Here is a 17,139-nt window from a genome sequence, read left to right as displayed (position 1 = left end):
AATATAATTATGAGATATACATTATTTAGTTTGGCTTTTCTTACGGCTATCTGTTTTACTGCATGTGATGATAGTAAAGAGTATGGAGACGGACTGGAGGAGAAGACCTTGATTTCAGAGATTACATTGGCTAACGTAGAAAATGGAAAACTGACTTTGGCTGCGTCTGTGGACTATATGGACTCTTTGATACAGTGTAAGATTGTACCGGAACAGCCGACCAACAGGAAGGTAAGCTGGTCTTCGTCAGATGAAAATGTGGCTACGGTAACACAAGACGGACTTGTACATGCGGTGAGTGCAGGCAAGGCGAATATTGTTGTGACTCCTGAAATTGGATTCGGAGCAAGCACCTTTTTTGAATTGACGGTAGTACCGGAGTTTATTCCGATTGCGGATTTTGAGTTTACGGATGATGATAAGAAGGATTTGTATGTTTCCGAAGAGAGGAGTTTGCGCCCCACTCTGTTGCCGGCAGGACACACTTATTCTATGGTGACTTGGAAGAGTAGTGATGAATCTATTGCTACTGTGACAAAAGAAGGTGTAGTGAGAGGTGTTAACGGAGGTACGAGTACAACGGGAAAGACTGTCACTATTACTGCTATTTCTTTAGATAGGGGAGGTTACGAGGAATCCTTTGATTTGAAGATTATACCGATTATATATGTTGAAAGTCTGACATTTGGTGAGCAGGAGGATTTATTGCCGGGCGAAAGTGCTAAACTGAACTTTACAACCGTTCCGGTGGATGCGACTATAGCTTCTTTAAAGTGGTCCAGTAGTAATACGGATGTTATAGAGGTGAATGATCAGGGTGTGGTAACCGCCAAAGCTTATGGAGAAGCTACCATTACCGCCACTACGACAACTGAAGTTTCGTATACAACTACGGTTAAAGTACCTTATGGCTTGATGAAATATTCATTTGATACCTCATTGTCTCCTTGGTATTTGAAGCAGGCGGATGGGTATACTTCATCTGCCGAGTTTAAAGCAGGAGGAGCAGTTGTGAAAATGGTTCCTAATCCTTCAAAGGGAAATTCTTGCCGTGCGGACCTTGTATTGACGTCAAATGGCAGTTATAAAGATAAGGTCTATTTGAATGTTGGGGTATATCCTTATCTGGCCATAAAAATGATCCGACCTTATGGAGCTGGTAAATTGCAAGGTAACATTAAACTTGATACACAGTATGGTGCCTATTTGGAGAATAGTGGCAGCGGAAGTAATAAATATACAATATTAGACGGTGCTGAAACTCCGGGAAGTCCGGAAGTATATTATTATGATCTGCAAAGAGAAAATGCTGTTGGAAATGGATCGAATAAACCTTTCCATACTTTCTCTAAAACAGAACCGGAAGAAATAAAGACACTCCAATTTGTAATGGCGGACTTCAAAGAAGCTAACGGCTCAAATACGGAATATACAGTATATTGGGTACGGACTTTCAAAACTATTGAGGATTTAAAAGCTTTCGTTGAAAATGAAAACACTAATAATTAATAAAGACTATGAGAACTAGAAATATATTCATCCTGTTTACGATGCTTGCGCTCCATTTGAGCGCATGCACCGACATCGAAGATGGTACTACCGATATTGATTCGTGGCCTGCTATTAATGAGTATACCCTTGCTCATCCCTGTATGCTGCATACTGCAGCCGATTTATCTTATGTTGCATCAAAGTTGACCGTAGCTCCTTGGAGTGAAGGATATGATAAATTGAAGAACTCCGGATATTCCTATGCGGGATATGTTCCTACGCCGCAGGAGGTATTGGGACGTATGGACCAGGGGAACTGGGCCAGCAAGTTTCCGGAATGGTGGAATAACTATACTTATTTCTATAAAGACGCTGCCGCTGCTTATCAGCTGGCACTTCGTTGGAAACTGGAAGGTGACGTTGCTTGCGGGCAAACAGCCGTTAAGATATTGAATGCCTGGGCTGAAACTTGCAAAGGATTGGTTCGTGTCAAGAGTTTGGCAAATGATAGAACCTATGACGCGAATGGTGAAATAGCCGATCCGAACGAATATCTTATTTCTATTAATGTCCACCAAATGGCTAATGCTGCCGAAATTATGCGTACGGATGAGACGCTCTTCACAAAAGCTCAATTGTCGGCGTTCCAGACAATGATGAAGAATGTATTTTATCCTGCCGCTTCTGATTTTCTGGCTCATAAGGAAGCATGCAAACAGCATAGCTGGCTTAACTGGGATTTAGCTCAGATGACATCGATTCTCTCTATCGGCATTCTTTGTGATGATCAGGACAAAATCAATGAGGCTATTTTATATTTTAAGTATGGAGTAGGCAATGGTAGTATAGACAATGCGGTTCCTTTTCTTCATCAGGATCCGGATGGACACGGAGTATTGGGCCAAGGACAGGAATCCGGCCGTGACCAGGGGCACGCTACACTTTGTATTGCTTTGATGGGTGCTTTCTGCCAAATGGCATATAATATCGGCGAGGACCTTTTTGCTTATCAGGATAATAAAGTACTTGCTATGGCAGAATACACGGCTAAGTATAATCTATGGAAAGACTTTGATGATCGGTCTTCTACCTCCAATGAGAAATTTGTGTATAGCAAAGAGGGATTCCCTTATAGTTTTTACGAGAACTGTAGTTGGCAATGTCCTGCGCTTTCTTCCAAAGAAGAAAATGATAAGTCGAGAGGAGAGATTCGTCCTTGTTGGGCACTGATCTACTATCATTATAAAACAAAAGGGATAGAAGCTTATTATACTAAAAAGTTTATGGATGGTATGGGTGTAGAAGGTGGCGGTGGTCATTACGGTTCTACTAGCGGCGGATTCGACCAACTGGGATTCGGGACTTTGATGTATACGAAAGAATAATAGGAAGCTTTATAGAAAAAAATAGTGGAGGGGATTAGGTATTTACTTAATCCCCTTCGTATATATAAGCAAATAGATTGTTTGAAATGAAAGTTATTAGATTCGGTTTTTCGGTTGGTTAGTCTTTTTATAAAGGTAGAAAGAATCTGTTTTTAGGAATAACGATTGAATTTAGAATGAAATTGATTAGTAAGGTATATGCGTAAAAAGATTCTGTTTTTGGCAGGGATGATGGCTTGCTGCACATGGGCGGGCGCACAAGAAATTTCTAAGACCTGGGTGGCTGATAAGGGAAATGGTACTTATCAGAACCCGGTTCTTCATGCTGATTATTCCGATCCGGATGTGTGTGCAGTCGGAGATGATTTTTATATGACGGCATCCAGTTTTAATTGCATTCCCGGCATTCCTATCCTTCACTCCGGAGATTTGGTGAATTGGTCGTTGGTGAACTATGCGTTGCCGGTGCAGGAACCGAAAGAATTTTTCGATAAGGCCCAACATGGTAAAGGGGTATGGGCGCCGTCTATCCGTTTCCATAACGGAGAGTTTTATATCTACTGGGGCGATCCGGACTATGGGATTTACATGATAAAGACGAAAGACCCGAAAGGCAAATGGAGTAACCCCGTATTGGTGAAAGCCGGAAAAGGGATGATTGATGCTACTCCCTTGTGGGATGAAGACGGGAAAGTATATCTGATATATGCCTATGCCGGAAGCCGTAGTGGGGTGAACAGTATTCTTGTGATTTCAGAATTGAATGCAGAAGGAACGGAAGTCGTTTCTGATCCGGTAATGGTATTCGATGGTAACGACGGAAAGAATCATACGGTAGAAGGTCCGAAACTCTATAAACGGAACGGATACTATTATATTTTTGCTCCGGCAGGTGGTGTGGCTAACGGTTGGCAGTTGGTGCTTCGCTCGAAGAACATCTATGGACCTTATGAGTCGAAAATTGTAATGGTACAAGGGCAGACGAATATAAACGGTCCTCATCAAGGCGGTTGGGTAGATACTAATACGAGTGAGTCTTGGTTTATTCATTTTCAGGATAAGGGAGCTTACGGACGTGTGATTCACTTGAATCCGATGAACTGGGTAAATGACTGGCCGGTAATCGGAGCGGATAAAGACAAGGACGGTTGCGGTGAACCTGTGACTACTTATAAGAAACCGAATGTAGGAAAGACTTATCCGATAACCACTCCACCGGAGAGTGATGAGTTCAATACCCGGCATTTAGGGTTACAGTGGCAATGGCACGCTAATAAGCAAGATACTTATGGATTCACTACCGATTTGGGATATCTTCGCCTGTATGCGGGCAGTCTCTCGAAAGAATTTGTGAACTTCTGGGAGGTGCCGAATCTGTTGATGCAGAAGTTTCCGGCCGAAGAATTTACAGCTACCACTAAGTTGACGTTTACCGCCAAACAGAATGGTGAACAAGCCGGACTCATTGTAATGGGATGGGATTACAGTTATCTTTCGATTCGCAAGGCGGGGGATAAATTTATTCTGCAACAGGCTGTTTGTAAAGATGCGGAACGGCAGAATCCCGAACAGGTAAAAGAGTTGGCAAGTATACCGGTAGAATATCTGAAGATGCCCGGTGTAGCAGATAATGAATGGAAAACAGTTTATTTGCGAGTAAAAGTCCGTAGAGGTGCTGTCTGTACATTTGCTTATAGTCTGGACGGAAAGAAATATACGACGGTAGGAGAGGCTTTCACTGCCCGTCAAGGCAAGTGGATAGGAGCTAAAGTCGGTGTATTCTGTGTGACTCCTAACGAAGGAAATCGTGGTTGGGCGGATATAGACTGGTTCCGGATGACTAAGTAATTGATAGATAACTGACAAAGAGAAATAAAGATTAAGAATTAATACGAAGATAGTAAGATTAAGATGAAAAAGTTGGTAGTAGGTTTGGCTGTGATGTTAGGGTTCTGTATGTGTGCTCATCAGCCTTCCGGTACATTAGATGTGAATAAGGCATTGGATTACTGTGCAGAGCAGACACAACGTACGCTTGCGGAGCTGAAAACAGATTCCGGAATCGATTATACGATGATGCCGCGTAATATCATGGCCGATGAGCAACATTGGAACTGTCGTAAAGCGACGAAAGAAGAATGGTGTGCGGGATTCTGGCCGGGAGTGCTGTGGTATGATTATGAATATACGCAAGATAAGCATATTAAGGAAGAAGCGGAGAAGTTTACGAACTCTCTGGAGTTTCTTTCCAAGATTCCGGCTTTCGATCATGATTTGGGATTCCTTGTTTTTTGCAGTTATGGAAACGGTTATCGGCTAACCAAGAATCCGGCATATAAACAAGTAATTCTGGATACTGCCGACACACTGGCTACTTTATTCAATCCGGTAGTAGGAACAATACTTTCATGGCCTCGTGAAGTAGAACCTCGTAACTGGCCGCACAATACAATCATGGACAATATGATCAACCTCGAAATGCTTTTTTGGGCGGCAAAGAACGGCGGCAATCCCTACTTATATGATGTAGCGGTAGCACATGCCGACAAGACCATGAAATGCCACTTTCGTCCCGACTATACTTCGTATCACGTTGCTGTATATGATACAATTACAGGTAATCTGATTAAAGGTGTCACTCACCAGGGATATGCCGACAGTACTATGTGGGCGCGTGGGCAAGCATGGGCGATTTATGGATACACAGTAGTCTATCGAGAAACGAAAGACCCTAAATATCTTGACTTTGCGCAGAAAGTGACGGATGTCTATTTGGAAAGACTTCCTGAAGACAAAGTACCCTACTGGGATTTCGACGATCCGGGAATACCGGACGCTCCCCGTGATGCTTCAGCAGCAGCAGTTGTAGCTTCCGCCTTGCTCGAACTGTCCACTTATCTTCCGAATGGAAAAGGAAAATATTATAAAGACGCTGCAATCGAAATGTTGTCAAGTCTAAGTTCCCGCCACTATCAGAGTGGCAAAAGTAAACCTTCATTCTTATTGCATAGTGTAGGACATTGGCCGAATCATTCGGAAATAGATGCGTCTATTATTTATGCAGACTACTATTATATCGAAGCATTGCTAAGATTAAAACGTTTGCGGGAAGGACAAACAGTACAAGGATAAATATTTATACCAGTCTGTTGCGGAAAGTAACGATACGAATATAATATTACAAGGTAAAAAAAGAAATGCTCTGCAAAGAACGTTCAGTTCTCGCAGAGCATTTTTACTGGTTAGGGTTAGGTTCTTTTATTATTGTTTCACCTTGATGATGTCATAGTTCAGATCGCTGACAGCTTCCTGTAAGCTATCGTTTACCAGACGAAGGGTGGTGTCGTTCACAATTACAAAATACATGGGAGCTTCACCGTTTTTCGGAGTTAACTTCACAGCCGTAACAGGTTTTTTGTTCACTACCTTGTGTACGGTTTGCTGTTTTCCGTTTGAGGTAAACGTCTTGTTTTGGCCCTGACCTTCAGCATCAAGGTAAGTCATATCCAGTGTATACGTAGTATCTACGCCGTCGGTTGCAGCGTTCAGGGTCAGTACATAGTCAATACCCGGACCGTCTGCAGCAGGAAGAGTACCTTCGTAAACTTCTGTCAGTTCGGTAATCGGAGTCATGGCAATGGCCAGACTGTCTGCTTCTGCCTCTGCGGTTTTGTTGGCTTTTGATTGGCAAGATGCCAAAGCAGCTACGACGGCTGCTAACATAATTACTTTTTTCATCGTTAAGTGCTTTAAGTTAATATAAATATAGTGAGCTATCGCTCGTTTTTGTCATAAATCTATTCCTCCTCGTCCCGTTTGATGACCAGCAGTTTGTCTACTCGTCCGCGGTCCATGTCCACTACTTCGAATTGCAGATTCTTGTAAGTGAAGATGTCTCCGGCTTTCGGGATACGGCCTATCAAGAACATTGCCAGTCCGCCTAGCGTGGTGAAGTCTTCCGATTCCAGGTCTTCATAGGATAAGATTCCCATTTCCTCCATGAAGTCGTCGATGTTCATTGAAGCTTCCACCAACATCGAACCGTCCTGCCTTGTGACGATTTCTTCTTCTTCCGTTTCGTCCTCTTCGAGGATGTCTCCAAAGATACTTTCGGTCAGGTCGTGCAGTGTGATAATACCTTCTGTGCTACCATACTCGTTAACAACAACTCCGAACTTGTTTTTGTTCTTCTTAAATAGCTCTAAAACTTTATTTGCATACAAACTTTCCGGAATAAAGAGAGGCGGACGGGCTATTTCACGCAGGTTGAACTCCTTCTGATTGCCCATTGTCAGGATAATATCTTTGACGGACACCACACCGATTATCTCATCTTTCCGTTCGTCCACCAACAGATACTTGCTGTAATGTTCTTCTTCGATAGTCTTCATCACCTTCTCCCGCGTATCGTCAGGATGAAGTATCACAACATCTCTGCGGTGCGTCATCAATTCATTGGCACGTTTGTCCGAGAAGCGGAATACATCGCGTATCATTTCCGTCTCTTCCTTGTCGATCACCCCTTGTTCCGAACTTTGGTGCAGAATCATTTTGATTTCCTCCTGTGTCATGGGGCGTTCTTCGCTTTTCAGTCCGATCAGTTTATTCAACAGGCGGGTGGAGATACTGAGTAACCATACGAAAGGATAAGAGATTTTTGTCAGCAGAATCATTATCGGGCTGAATAAGATTGCATATCTTTCCGGATTGCTGAGAGCTATGGACTTAGGTACCAGTTCCCCGATGATAAGAGAAAGATAAGTGATCACTGCCACGGTAGTAATCATAGCCAGATTGCGCGCATAGGCTTCCGCTCCCGGAATAAGAGAGAACAGAGGAACAAGGTCGTCGGCAATGGCAACTCCACCATAAGCACCGGACACAATACCGATAAGTGTAATACCGATTTGGATAGTAGATAAAAACTTTTCCGGTTCTTCTAATTGCTTTAATACTCCTCGGGCAGATTTGTTACCTTTGGCTACAAGAGTTTCAAGACGTGCTTTGCTGGAAGATACCAGCGCGATTTCGTACATGGCAAAAATGCCATTCAGTACGAGTAAGAAAAGTATAATAAGAAATTCCATAAATGGATTAAAATGGTTATAGCCTCGAAATTACATGAAATCACGACACTATGCAAATCTATGTAATATATTAATGAAAATTTAATAATCGTGTTGTCTTTTTGGGTATTGGAAGTGAGAAAGGGAATACAGAGGCGAAGCCGCCTCTGTATTCCCTTTCTTATATAAGATAAAGCGAGAGATACTCCTTATTTTTTATAGCTGTCTGCTTTGGCTTTGGCGCGTTCGATGCGTTTGGCGGTATCCGGGTGAGAGGAGAACATTCTCTGTACATAAGAAGATTTCGGAGCGTCTTTTGCCAGTTCAGCCAGTTTGGTCAATGCGTTGGCCATGGCATAAGGGTCGATGTTGTTTTTTACACAGAACTCAACACCGTATTCGTCTGCTTCGTTTTCCTGCTTTTGTGAATACTGTGCGCCAGCAAGAGCTTCTGCCATTGCTCCCAGTTCAGAGTCAGTCAGTTTGGCAACTTTGTTGCTGGCTGCACCTGCTGCATTCTTCACTGCCGAGCGAAGGTAGGCATTTTTCATCGCGTCTTTAGAGTCAGTGTGTACAACGTGACCGATTTCATGTCCTACTACTGCCATTACTTCTTCGTCAGTCATCACATCCATTAGTCCGGCGCAGATACGTACACTGCCGTCTCCACAGGCAAAAGCATTCACGTCTACAACTTCATAAACACCGAAGTTCAGTTTCAGCCCGTCCATTTCTTTGATGTGGCCGGTCAGCTTCTCCAGACGTTTGCCGTATTCAGTGTCAGGTTTTGTCAGTGGATTGTGTGCATCCATCCAGACCATGTATTCCTTACTCATGTTGGCGATGTCCGCGTCTGATAAGGTAACTGCCGATACTACGTCTTTTCCAGCTTGCAGGGCTTTCCCTACATTAAACTTCTTTCCGAATTGTGCCGAAGCTGTCATTCCCATACCCAAAAACAACAGGGCAATCATAGCAATTTGTCTTTTCATTCTCGTTTCAATTAATGTTTCAAACTATGGTTAATATTCAAATGTGATTCCCAGTGTCGGAAGTAATGTTCCGCTTGATTGTTTAATGCGCTTCATCCTGTATCGTTGCGCAGCGGCGGGAGCTTCCGGGTTCTCGATGATGCCGGTACTCATAAGCACATCCTGCTGTTTCAGCTTGCTGACTGTGATGTTCTGCAAATCGAGATAAAATCCCAGCATACAATGTTTCAGATAAAACGTTTTGTCCACGCGTACATCCACCTGCGCAAAAGCGGGGAGACGCTCTTTGTTATATTTCGAGTAATCGTAATATGCTTTTCCCTGTGCATCCCATGCTGATACCAAAGACGACTTGGTTTCGTCATAAGGAGTGTACGGAGCACCGCCGATGCAGCTTACCTTCATGCCGAAACTCCATTGATGCGGAAGATTATACGTTCCCCGCAGATTGAATATATAGCGGTTGTCCCACGCGGAGGCGATGTATTCGCTTTCTTTATCGTTGCGATATTCACTCTTGAACAAGGTAAAGGAAGAAGCCAGATTCAGTTTCTTGGCAATAAGCCACTTCACCAAAATCTCCGCACCGTAGGAGCGCCCTTGTGCAGTGGAAGTAAGTAACTCATTACCGACTACTCCATAATCATTTCCTTTGCAGTTAAGAGGAATCCCGTCCGCTACGGAAAGAGGGATCTTATCATAATCTTTGTAGAATCCTTCTACGGATGCTTCGAAGGTATCTCCCTTTCGCCAACTGATTCCCAGACTTCCTTCACTCACTTTCATGTAACGGAGGTTGTATTTATTAGCGAAAGTCCCGTTATTATTCTTAAAACCGAGAGCCGTGTAGGCAGGGAGTTGATAATACAGTCCCGCATTTCCGCTTGCAAACCAATGATCGGCTAGTTGATAGGAGAGTGACAGGCGGGGAGAAAGCTGGTCGGAAAGGTTCTTCATTGTTGATGAATAATCATTGGCGTCGGCCCGCAGACCTAGAGAGGCAGTGAAGCGGTCGTCCATTGAAGTGTAATTGATCGTTCCGAAAAGTCCCCAGCGCAAGATTCCTAAATACGTGTGATAATCAAAAGTTTGCGGCTGGTTAGTGTACACCCGTTGAAAGGTAGTGTTGGTATATTGGCTGTAATCCAGATTGATGCCGAGATTGATTTTCCAATTACGGAAAGTAGTGCTGTTCTCGAGACGGAGTTTCGTTTCCTGTTCGGTGGAACGGAGGCGGAGCATTAAGTTATCCGGATGGCTTTCATCGTTCCGGCGATATTTCGTATTACGGTTGTTCAGATAGCTATGGCTGACTACTGCCGATTGCACGTGTGCACCTGCATAATGACGATAGACTGCCCCCACAGTAAATGTCTCCTGTTTTATCTTAGGCAGATAACTCAGGATATATTCATTGTCTTCACTGTCAGCTTTCGTATTCAGCCGCATATTATCAATTCCGCCCAGTCCTAATACCGTCAGTTCATTCTGCTCGTTAAACCGGGTTTTCAGTTTGAATTGTGCATCGGTAAAGGTTGGCAGGAAAGGCAAATCGAGCATATCAAACAGGAATTGCAGATAAGACTGGCGCACGGAAACCAAGTAGGAAGTCTTCTTGCCTATATGTCCGTTGGAAGCCAAAGAAACTTCGGAAGCTCCCAGTGTAGCCTTCAATGAATTGCGTTCCATATCTCCGTCGCGCAACTTGAAGTCGAGTACGGAACTAAGTGCATTTCCCTTATCCGCAGGGAAAGCGCCGGTATAGAAATTTACTTCCCGTATCAGGTCGGCGTTGAGGATTCCTACCGGACCGCCGGATGCGCCTTGCGTACTGAAGTGGTTGATGTTGGGGATTTCTACTCCGTCAAGATAGAAGCGGTTTTCGGAAGGAGCCCCGCCTCGCACAATCAGGTCGTTGCGGTATCCTATCGGTGAAAAGGCGACTCCGGGGTAAGATTGCACGATGCGTGAAATATCCCGGTTGGCGCCCGGATTCTTTTCTATTTCCTGTATTCCGATAATGCGCAGGCTGACGGGACTTTCCACATCGCGCCGGAAAGGGGAGGCGGTGATTGTCACTCCTTCGAGTTCGGTCAGGTTCTCCTCCATTTCTATCGGGATGTTCAGGTTTTTGGTAGATAAGATGTATTCGGAGGTCGTAACGCTCTTGTATCCGATTGCCGATGCTTGCAGGCGGTAAATGCCCGGCGGCACTTGTTCAATGGTGAAACGCCCTTCAACATTGGTGACACTGCCCTTATTCAGCCCGATAATCATCACATTGATAAATTCCAATGGCTGACGACTATTCTTGTCAATCACCGTTCCCTTTATCTGATGCATAGGTTGTGCTTGCAACAGAAGGAGCATAGTATTGAAAAACAGTAGAAGTGTCAACAATCTTTTCATGCGGTTGCAGTTTAGTGCTGCGAAAGTACGAAAAAAGTATTAAAGAATGATATATTCAGTGAATAAAAAAAGAATATGTTCTATATTTGTGGGAAATATAAAAACAGATTCCTTATGAAGACTGTAAAACTGATTACTTGCAATGACGCGATGAAGGCACATATCCTTCAGGGAGCGTTGGAGAACGAAGGGATTGAATCTATTCTGCACAATGAAAACTTCTCTACCTTATATAAGAGTTGTGTGAGCAGCATAGCGGGAGTGGACATTCTGGTGGCGGATGATGATTATGAGAAAGCCGTTCAGGTGTTGAGAGATAACCAGAGTTGGCCGGAAGAATTGACGCTTTGCCCTTATTGCGGGTCGTCGGATATTAAGTTCAGGTTAAAAAAAGGACAGAGGCTGCGTGCTGTCGGTGCGGCAATACTTTCCATGTTGGCGGCAGCCCCTCCGGGAGATAATCATTGGGAATATACCTGCGGACAGTGCCAACGGACTTTTGAGGTGCCTGTTGCCAAGTTCCCTTCTTCAGAGGAAAAGGAGGAAGAATAATTTAATCTAACTATATACGTATAATGAAAAAGAGAAATCTTCTGTTAGCTGCTTTATTATTGATATTGGTGGCCCCCTCTTTTGCTGCCAAAGTAGATACTTTATTAGTTAATAGCCCTTCCATGAATAAGGATGTACAGGTGGTGGTCGTTACGCCGGACGCTGCGTTGGGCAAGAAAGCGGTGGCTTGTCCCGTCATTTATCTGTTGCACGGTTATGGTGGAAATGCTAAAACATGGATCGGGGTGAAACCGGATCTTCCGCAGATTGCGGATGAAAAAGGAATCATCTTTGTTTGTCCGGACGGAAAGAATAGCTGGTACTGGGACAGTCCGAAAGATCTGTCTTACCGTTACGAAACTTTTGTTTCATCGGAACTGGTGAAGTATATTGACGGACATTATAAGACGATTGCTGACAGGAAAGGACGTGCCATAACAGGATTGAGCATGGGAGGACATGGGGCTATGTGGAACGCTATCCGTCATAAAGATACGTTTGGTGCCGGTGGAAGTACCAGTGGCGGGGTAGATATCCGTCCGTTCCCGTTGAACTGGGATATGTCGAAACAGTTGGGCGAATTTGCATACAATAAAAAGGTATGGGATGAACATACGGTTATCAATCAGATTGACAAGATAGAAAACGGGGATTTGGCTATCATTATCGACTGTGGTGAAGCGGATTTCTTTCTGAATGTGAACAAGGATTTGCATAACCGTCTGTTGGCCCGGAAGATTAACCATGACTTTATCACTCGTCCCGGCGGACATAACGGGAAGTATTGGAATAACTCCATTGACTATCAGATTCTGTTCTTTGATAAGTTTTTCAAGAAATAAAAGGGCTAATGCTTGACTTTAGCTTTTGGATGTCGTATCTTTGGATACATAATCATAAAATAGATTGAGGTTAAACTACGATAAAAGGAGAAAGCATTGGCTTTCTCCTTTTTTTATTGTATGCCGGATGTGGGAGAACTTGACCCCGGCTCATAACGGGCGTAAGCTCGGGGATGAAAGCACTTTAGCTGACGGACTACGACAAATTACACGCTCTGTCAGGTCGGAACAGACGCTCTGTTTACCGGAAACAGACGCTCTGTTAAGTAGATTTAGAGCGTGCGTTTTGAAAAAGCGGAGTAATGCCGCTTTTTCTGTTAATGATGCATAAATCTGCTCTTGACAAAAGAATGCCGAAATTGTAGTCTGGCTATTATTTGATTCTTAATCCGCTTCCTCCTATGAACAACCGGCTCGAAGGACTATTCACACTTTTCTCTATCTTGATTCGTGTGCTTGGAGTTTCTTCTTCCTCTTCTTTAGGCGGATAAGTTCCGTTCAATACTCCGAGGGCAACACTCAACAAAGTTTCCTTTTCATCACCGAAAGGCAGGAAAGTTAAGTAATCTGTTGAAGCATTGACTGAGTATGTCGGTTTGAATCCGGGGTAAGTATCATGCTCGGAGTCATAGATAGTAGCTACAACCGGATTGACGGACCATTGGAATTCTTCGTTGATGAATTGTTCCGTGGCTACATTTTGTCCTTTTGTTGAACTGCCGATAGCTATTAATTTTTGAATCTTTCCGTTCAGGCAGTGCATCAGCATTTCCGGTGCTCCTGCTGTTTCTCCGCCAATCAGGACGATAAGGGTTGTTAAGTCCAGGTTCTTGCCGCCGGAGGTATTTAAAAGTTTGGAGTCAAATGTCAGGGTCACATCTTTATCCGTGTTCTTGTCATTATATTCCAGAAATCCCATTGTCTGGTCAAGATAATAAGAAGACACAAGCATCGTACTCAACAACTGTACGCAATCAATGCTTCCTCCTTTGTTGTATCGCAGGTCGAGTATTACCTCGTGAATATTCTTCTGAGCAAGCTCATCCGACCATTCGCGTAATTCAGCGTTGTATTTTTCCGGGCTCTCTTTGGTGCCTGCCGTAAAACTGTTGTACATCAGATAGCCGACTTCACTTCCATCGGTCAGTGTCAGTGTTTTCTTACAGTGAACCGGATTGTCTACCAATGGTACGGCTGCACCAATCTTTACCGGATCACCTACCGGAACAACCCGGTAAATTTCTTCTTCTTCACCTTCTACCGGTGGCTCTGTGGGCGGAACTAATTGATATTTTCCTAAAGTAACTTCCAGGGGTTCCGTACCTTGCAGTAGTTGGCTTTCATATTTCTTGCTGATATAAGAGGTGTCTACTTTCACAATCCAGTCGCCCCGTTTCAGTACGGCCGCGGCCGGAGAACCGGGAATGACATAAGTAATCAGTGCGTTGTAAGCAGTGTCAATGTCCGGGTTGCGAACCAATGAATAGTCGAATCCATAGCTTGGCAGCGGAGTCTCCATGACAGAATCGACGAACGAATAACTGTCGTTCTTCGACTTTACTTTTGACAAGAACTGGGCAGGTTCCAGAAACAGATTCGCATCATCGTAGGAAGGTAGGTCTTGATACCACAGATAGTTCTGTTGCATGATATCGTACATCCATGTGTCCAATGCAGTCATGTGGGCATACTCCGGCCAGCGGTCGACACCGCAGGAGAAAAAGCCGCTGATAGATACGATAACCAGGGCAGGTATAAGGATTATCTTTCTTAATTTTGTCATTATAAAAAGCTTTTCACTGTGCAAATGTAGGAAATACTTTGCTTATCTACCACATTTATGGTATAAAAATGCCTTCAATGTGTGATTGGTTGTTAGCGGATATGCCCTTATCTTTGCCATATCAAAGTTATCAATAGGTATTAATAGGATTTTTGGATGGATATAGCTGCATTATTATCGGGAGGTGTCGACAGTTCGGTGGTCGTACATCTCCTTTGTGAGCAAGGATACAAGCCGACTCTTTTTTATATTAAGATCGGCATGGACGGGACGGAATATATGGATTGTTCGGCAGAGGAAGATATTGAATTGTCTACCGCTACTGCCCGTAAATACGGTCTGTCTTTGGAGGTGGTGGATTTACATCGCGAGTATTGGGACAATGTGGCGGCCTATGCCATTGATAAGATTAAGAAGGGGCTGACACCCAATCCGGATGTGATGTGCAACAAACTTATTAAGTTTGGCTGCTTTGAACAGCGTATCGGAAAAGACTTTGATTATACGGCTACCGGACATTACGCCACTACCTTGCAACGTAACGGTAAGACGTGGCTCGGGACAGCGAAAGATCCTGTAAAGGACCAGACGGACTTCCTTGCACAAATAGATTATCTGCAAGTTTCCAAGCTGATGTTTCCCATTGGCGGACTGATGAAGCATGAAGTGCGTGAGATAGCGTTGAATGCAGGCTTACCGAGTGCCCGGAGAAAAGACAGTCAGGGCATTTGCTTTCTCGGAAAGATAAACTACAATGATTTTGTCCGCCGCTTTTTGGGAGAAAAGGAAGGGATGATTATCGAACTGGAGACTGGTAAGAAACTGGGTACGCATCGGGGTTATTGGTTTCATACGATCGGTCAGCGCAAGGGGCTCGGATTAAGTGGTGGTCCTTGGTTTGTGATAAAGAAAGATATTCAGGAGAATATTATCTATGTGTCCCGTGGTTACGGTGTGAAAACACAATACGGCAATGAACTTCGCATCAACGATTTCCATTTTATTACGGATAATCCGTGGCAGTCAGCAGGAAAGGAGATAGGCATCACTTTCAAGATTCGCCATACTCCCGAATTTACGAAAGGGAAACTTGTGCAGGAAGGAGAGAGGCAGTTCCGTATCTTGTCTTCTGAAAACTTACAGGGCATTGCCCCCGGACAGTTCGGAGTTGTTTATGATGAGGCTGCGCAGGTTTGCGTGGGGAGTGGGGAAATCGGATGAAGAGCTTCTTGCAGGGATTGACGCCGTGAAGTAGATTGTTTTTAGATATAATATTCCGCCAAATCCACAATCCCTGCCCGCATCGCATATTTAGTCGCTTCGTGCACATTATTCACTCCCAGTTTCCGGAAGATATTTTTGCGGTGGCTGTTAATTGTATGGAAGCTTAGATTTTTTTCCGCTGCAATCTCTTTCGTTGTTTTCCCCAGTGCAATTTCTTTCAGGATATTCTTTTCCGTTTGCGTCAGCAAATGGTCTTCTGTTATTGTGCCGGCCACAGGAGAAGCAGCGCCTGAAAGCAGCAGGTTGCTGACATGATTGCAGATATACCGTTGTTTACGGCCGGCACATTGGATAGCAGTCATGATTTCCTCTTTTGAATTATCTTTCATCACTACCCCGAAAGCCATACTGCTGAACAATACCTGGCGGAGAAAATTAATACTTAACTCATCCGAGAACAGAATCCAGTCGACCTCTTTGAATCTTTCCTGCAAGACAATCAGCTCATCCGCCCCGGCAAAATCGAATAGCGTATAATCCAGCACTACCACCGCTTGCGGATACAACCGGAGCTGCTGAATCAGTTCTGCCTTGTTGTCAGCTTCTAAGAGGGTGGCAACATCTTTCTGCTTGCTTAGCAGAAACATCATCCCCGCTTTACTGATGTCCTGATTGTCTGCGATGATATATTCTCTCATAGGAAATTAATGAATTAAAAAAACTCCGCTACAAATGTACGCATTTTGCGCGATTTGTAGCGGAGTTGTTCCAAGATTCTTGTATCCCGATTACCAGGAACGTCCTTTGAAGATGTTGGACTGGTCGAGCGGAATGATATTTCCGTTCAGTGTCAGGTTATTGTTGCTGAAGTTAGGGCTGATTGTAACTGAAGCGTTGTTGTCTCCGTTGCTCATGGTGATAAATACTTGAGCGGAGATACCGATACCTTGAACGCTGAATGAGCAGTTCACATTACCTTTCTTGTCGACATTCATCTTCATGTCCGAAGAATTACCGTCTACTGTGACACCACCGATTCCGTTAGGGCCGGGATAAGGAGTGTTGAAAGCAGTCTGTACTGTGGCTCTGTTGCCGTTCATCAGAACGAAGTTAGTGTTTGAAGTAACAAAAGCGCTCATGCCATTGCGGAATATTACCTGATTGGCTTCCAGAACGAACTGTTTATTCTTCAAAGCCTGTACGGCTTGTTGATAAGCTGCCATGTCCTGCACCTGTTCTTCGGCACGGAGTTTAGCTCTTTCCGCATCTCTTTGAGCTTTTCTTTCTGCGCGGCGTGCTGCTGCGTTACTTTCCTGTGCATACATCATCGTGCTTGCACTTACTAATACTAATGCTAATAATGCAATAAACTTTTTCATAACTTTTTTTTGTTTA

14 protein-coding genes are annotated in these 17,139 nt (G+C 44.0%); 7 read left to right on the top strand and 7 right to left on the bottom strand.

All coding sequences use genetic code 11. The features are described 5' to 3' along the window. Positions 1 to 9: 9 nt before the first annotated feature. The 4 genes from BHV72_RS00625 to BHV72_RS00610 all read left to right on the top strand — a co-directional run bounded on the left by BHV72_RS00625 (position 10) and on the right by BHV72_RS00610 (position 6,008). On the top strand, positions 10 to 1,509 hold the full coding sequence (locus tag BHV72_RS00625) for a DUF4979 domain-containing protein (RefSeq protein ID WP_022042934.1): 1,500 nt from the start codon (positions 10 to 12) through the stop codon (positions 1,507 to 1,509). Between the two features lie 8 nt (positions 1,510 to 1,517). Continuing rightward, complete coding sequence (locus BHV72_RS00620; RefSeq protein ID WP_022042935.1) at positions 1,518 to 2,876, top strand: alginate lyase family protein; 1,359 nt, start codon at positions 1,518 to 1,520, stop codon at positions 2,874 to 2,876. Between the two features lie 198 nt (positions 2,877 to 3,074). Continuing rightward, entirely contained in the window at positions 3,075 to 4,724 is a 1,650-nt protein-coding gene (locus BHV72_RS00615; RefSeq protein ID WP_286853523.1) for a glycoside hydrolase family 43 protein, read from the top strand. A gap of 63 nt (positions 4,725 to 4,787) precedes the next feature. Beyond that, complete coding sequence (locus BHV72_RS00610; protein WP_122295525.1) at positions 4,788 to 6,008, top strand: glycoside hydrolase family 88 protein; 1,221 nt, start codon at positions 4,788 to 4,790, stop codon at positions 6,006 to 6,008. Between the two features lie 129 nt (positions 6,009 to 6,137). Here the strand turns inward: BHV72_RS00610 and BHV72_RS00605 are convergent, their stop codons facing one another. The 4 genes from BHV72_RS00605 to BHV72_RS00590 all read right to left on the bottom strand — a co-directional run bounded on the left by BHV72_RS00605 (position 6,138) and on the right by BHV72_RS00590 (position 11,343). Next, the gene (locus BHV72_RS00605; RefSeq protein ID WP_005677696.1) at positions 6,138 to 6,614 is read right to left on the bottom strand and encodes a copper resistance protein NlpE; all 477 of its coding nucleotides are present in this window, start codon (positions 6,612 to 6,614) and stop codon (positions 6,138 to 6,140) included. A 59-nt stretch (positions 6,615 to 6,673) separates the two neighbouring features. Next, entirely contained in the window at positions 6,674 to 7,963 is a 1,290-nt protein-coding gene (locus tag BHV72_RS00600) for a hemolysin family protein (RefSeq protein ID WP_005677697.1), read from the bottom strand. Between the two features lie 188 nt (positions 7,964 to 8,151). Beyond that, the gene (locus BHV72_RS00595) at positions 8,152 to 8,934 is read right to left on the bottom strand and encodes a M48 family metallopeptidase (RefSeq protein WP_005677698.1); all 783 of its coding nucleotides are present in this window, start codon (positions 8,932 to 8,934) and stop codon (positions 8,152 to 8,154) included. Positions 8,935 to 8,964: 30 nt separating this feature from the next. Then, positions 8,965 to 11,343: a TonB-dependent receptor gene (locus tag BHV72_RS00590; RefSeq protein WP_286853517.1), complete on the bottom strand. Its 2,379-nt coding sequence runs from the start codon at positions 11,341 to 11,343 to the stop codon at positions 8,965 to 8,967. Between the two features lie 114 nt (positions 11,344 to 11,457). Here BHV72_RS00590 and BHV72_RS00585 point away from each other — a divergent pair, with 114 nt between their 5' ends. Further along, a complete protein-coding gene (locus BHV72_RS00585) occupies positions 11,458 to 11,895 on the top strand; it encodes a putative signal transducing protein (protein ID WP_022042940.1) in 438 nt (145 codons plus the stop codon). 23 nt (positions 11,896 to 11,918) lie between these two features. Beyond that, positions 11,919 to 12,737 carry an alpha/beta hydrolase gene (locus BHV72_RS00580; RefSeq protein ID WP_286853514.1) on the top strand — a complete coding sequence of 273 codons (819 nt, stop codon included), beginning with the start codon at positions 11,919 to 11,921 and terminating at the stop codon, positions 12,735 to 12,737. A 373-nt stretch (positions 12,738 to 13,110) separates the two neighbouring features. Here BHV72_RS00580 and BHV72_RS00575 read toward each other — a convergent pair whose 3' ends face one another. Further along, positions 13,111 to 14,520: a S41 family peptidase gene (locus tag BHV72_RS00575; protein WP_005677704.1), complete on the bottom strand. Its 1,410-nt coding sequence runs from the start codon at positions 14,518 to 14,520 to the stop codon at positions 13,111 to 13,113. 156 nt (positions 14,521 to 14,676) lie between these two features. On the opposite strand from BHV72_RS00575, the gene mnmA reads away from it, so the two are divergent. Further along, positions 14,677 to 15,741: a tRNA 2-thiouridine(34) synthase MnmA gene (mnmA, locus tag BHV72_RS00570; protein WP_122134141.1), complete on the top strand. Its 1,065-nt coding sequence runs from the start codon at positions 14,677 to 14,679 to the stop codon at positions 15,739 to 15,741. Between the two features lie 41 nt (positions 15,742 to 15,782). On the opposite strand, the gene BHV72_RS00565 is transcribed toward mnmA, so the two are convergent. Continuing rightward, positions 15,783 to 16,442, bottom strand: coding sequence for a response regulator transcription factor (locus BHV72_RS00565; protein ID WP_022042941.1), 660 nt, complete (start codon positions 16,440 to 16,442; stop codon positions 15,783 to 15,785). A 90-nt stretch (positions 16,443 to 16,532) separates the two neighbouring features. Continuing rightward, positions 16,533 to 17,123 (bottom strand): DUF4251 domain-containing protein, encoded by a 591-nt coding sequence (locus BHV72_RS00560; protein ID WP_005680512.1) that lies wholly within the window; start codon positions 17,121 to 17,123, stop codon positions 16,533 to 16,535. Positions 17,124 to 17,139: the final 16 nt, after the last annotated feature.

It is taken from the genome of Bacteroides sp. 43_46, from assembly GCF_001915455.1.
GTDB classification, from domain to species: Bacteria; Bacteroidota; Bacteroidia; order Bacteroidales; family Bacteroidaceae; genus Bacteroides; species Bacteroides caccae.
Note: the sequence above shows the minus strand (reverse complement) of the source record. Positions and strands in the feature narration are given on the sequence as shown.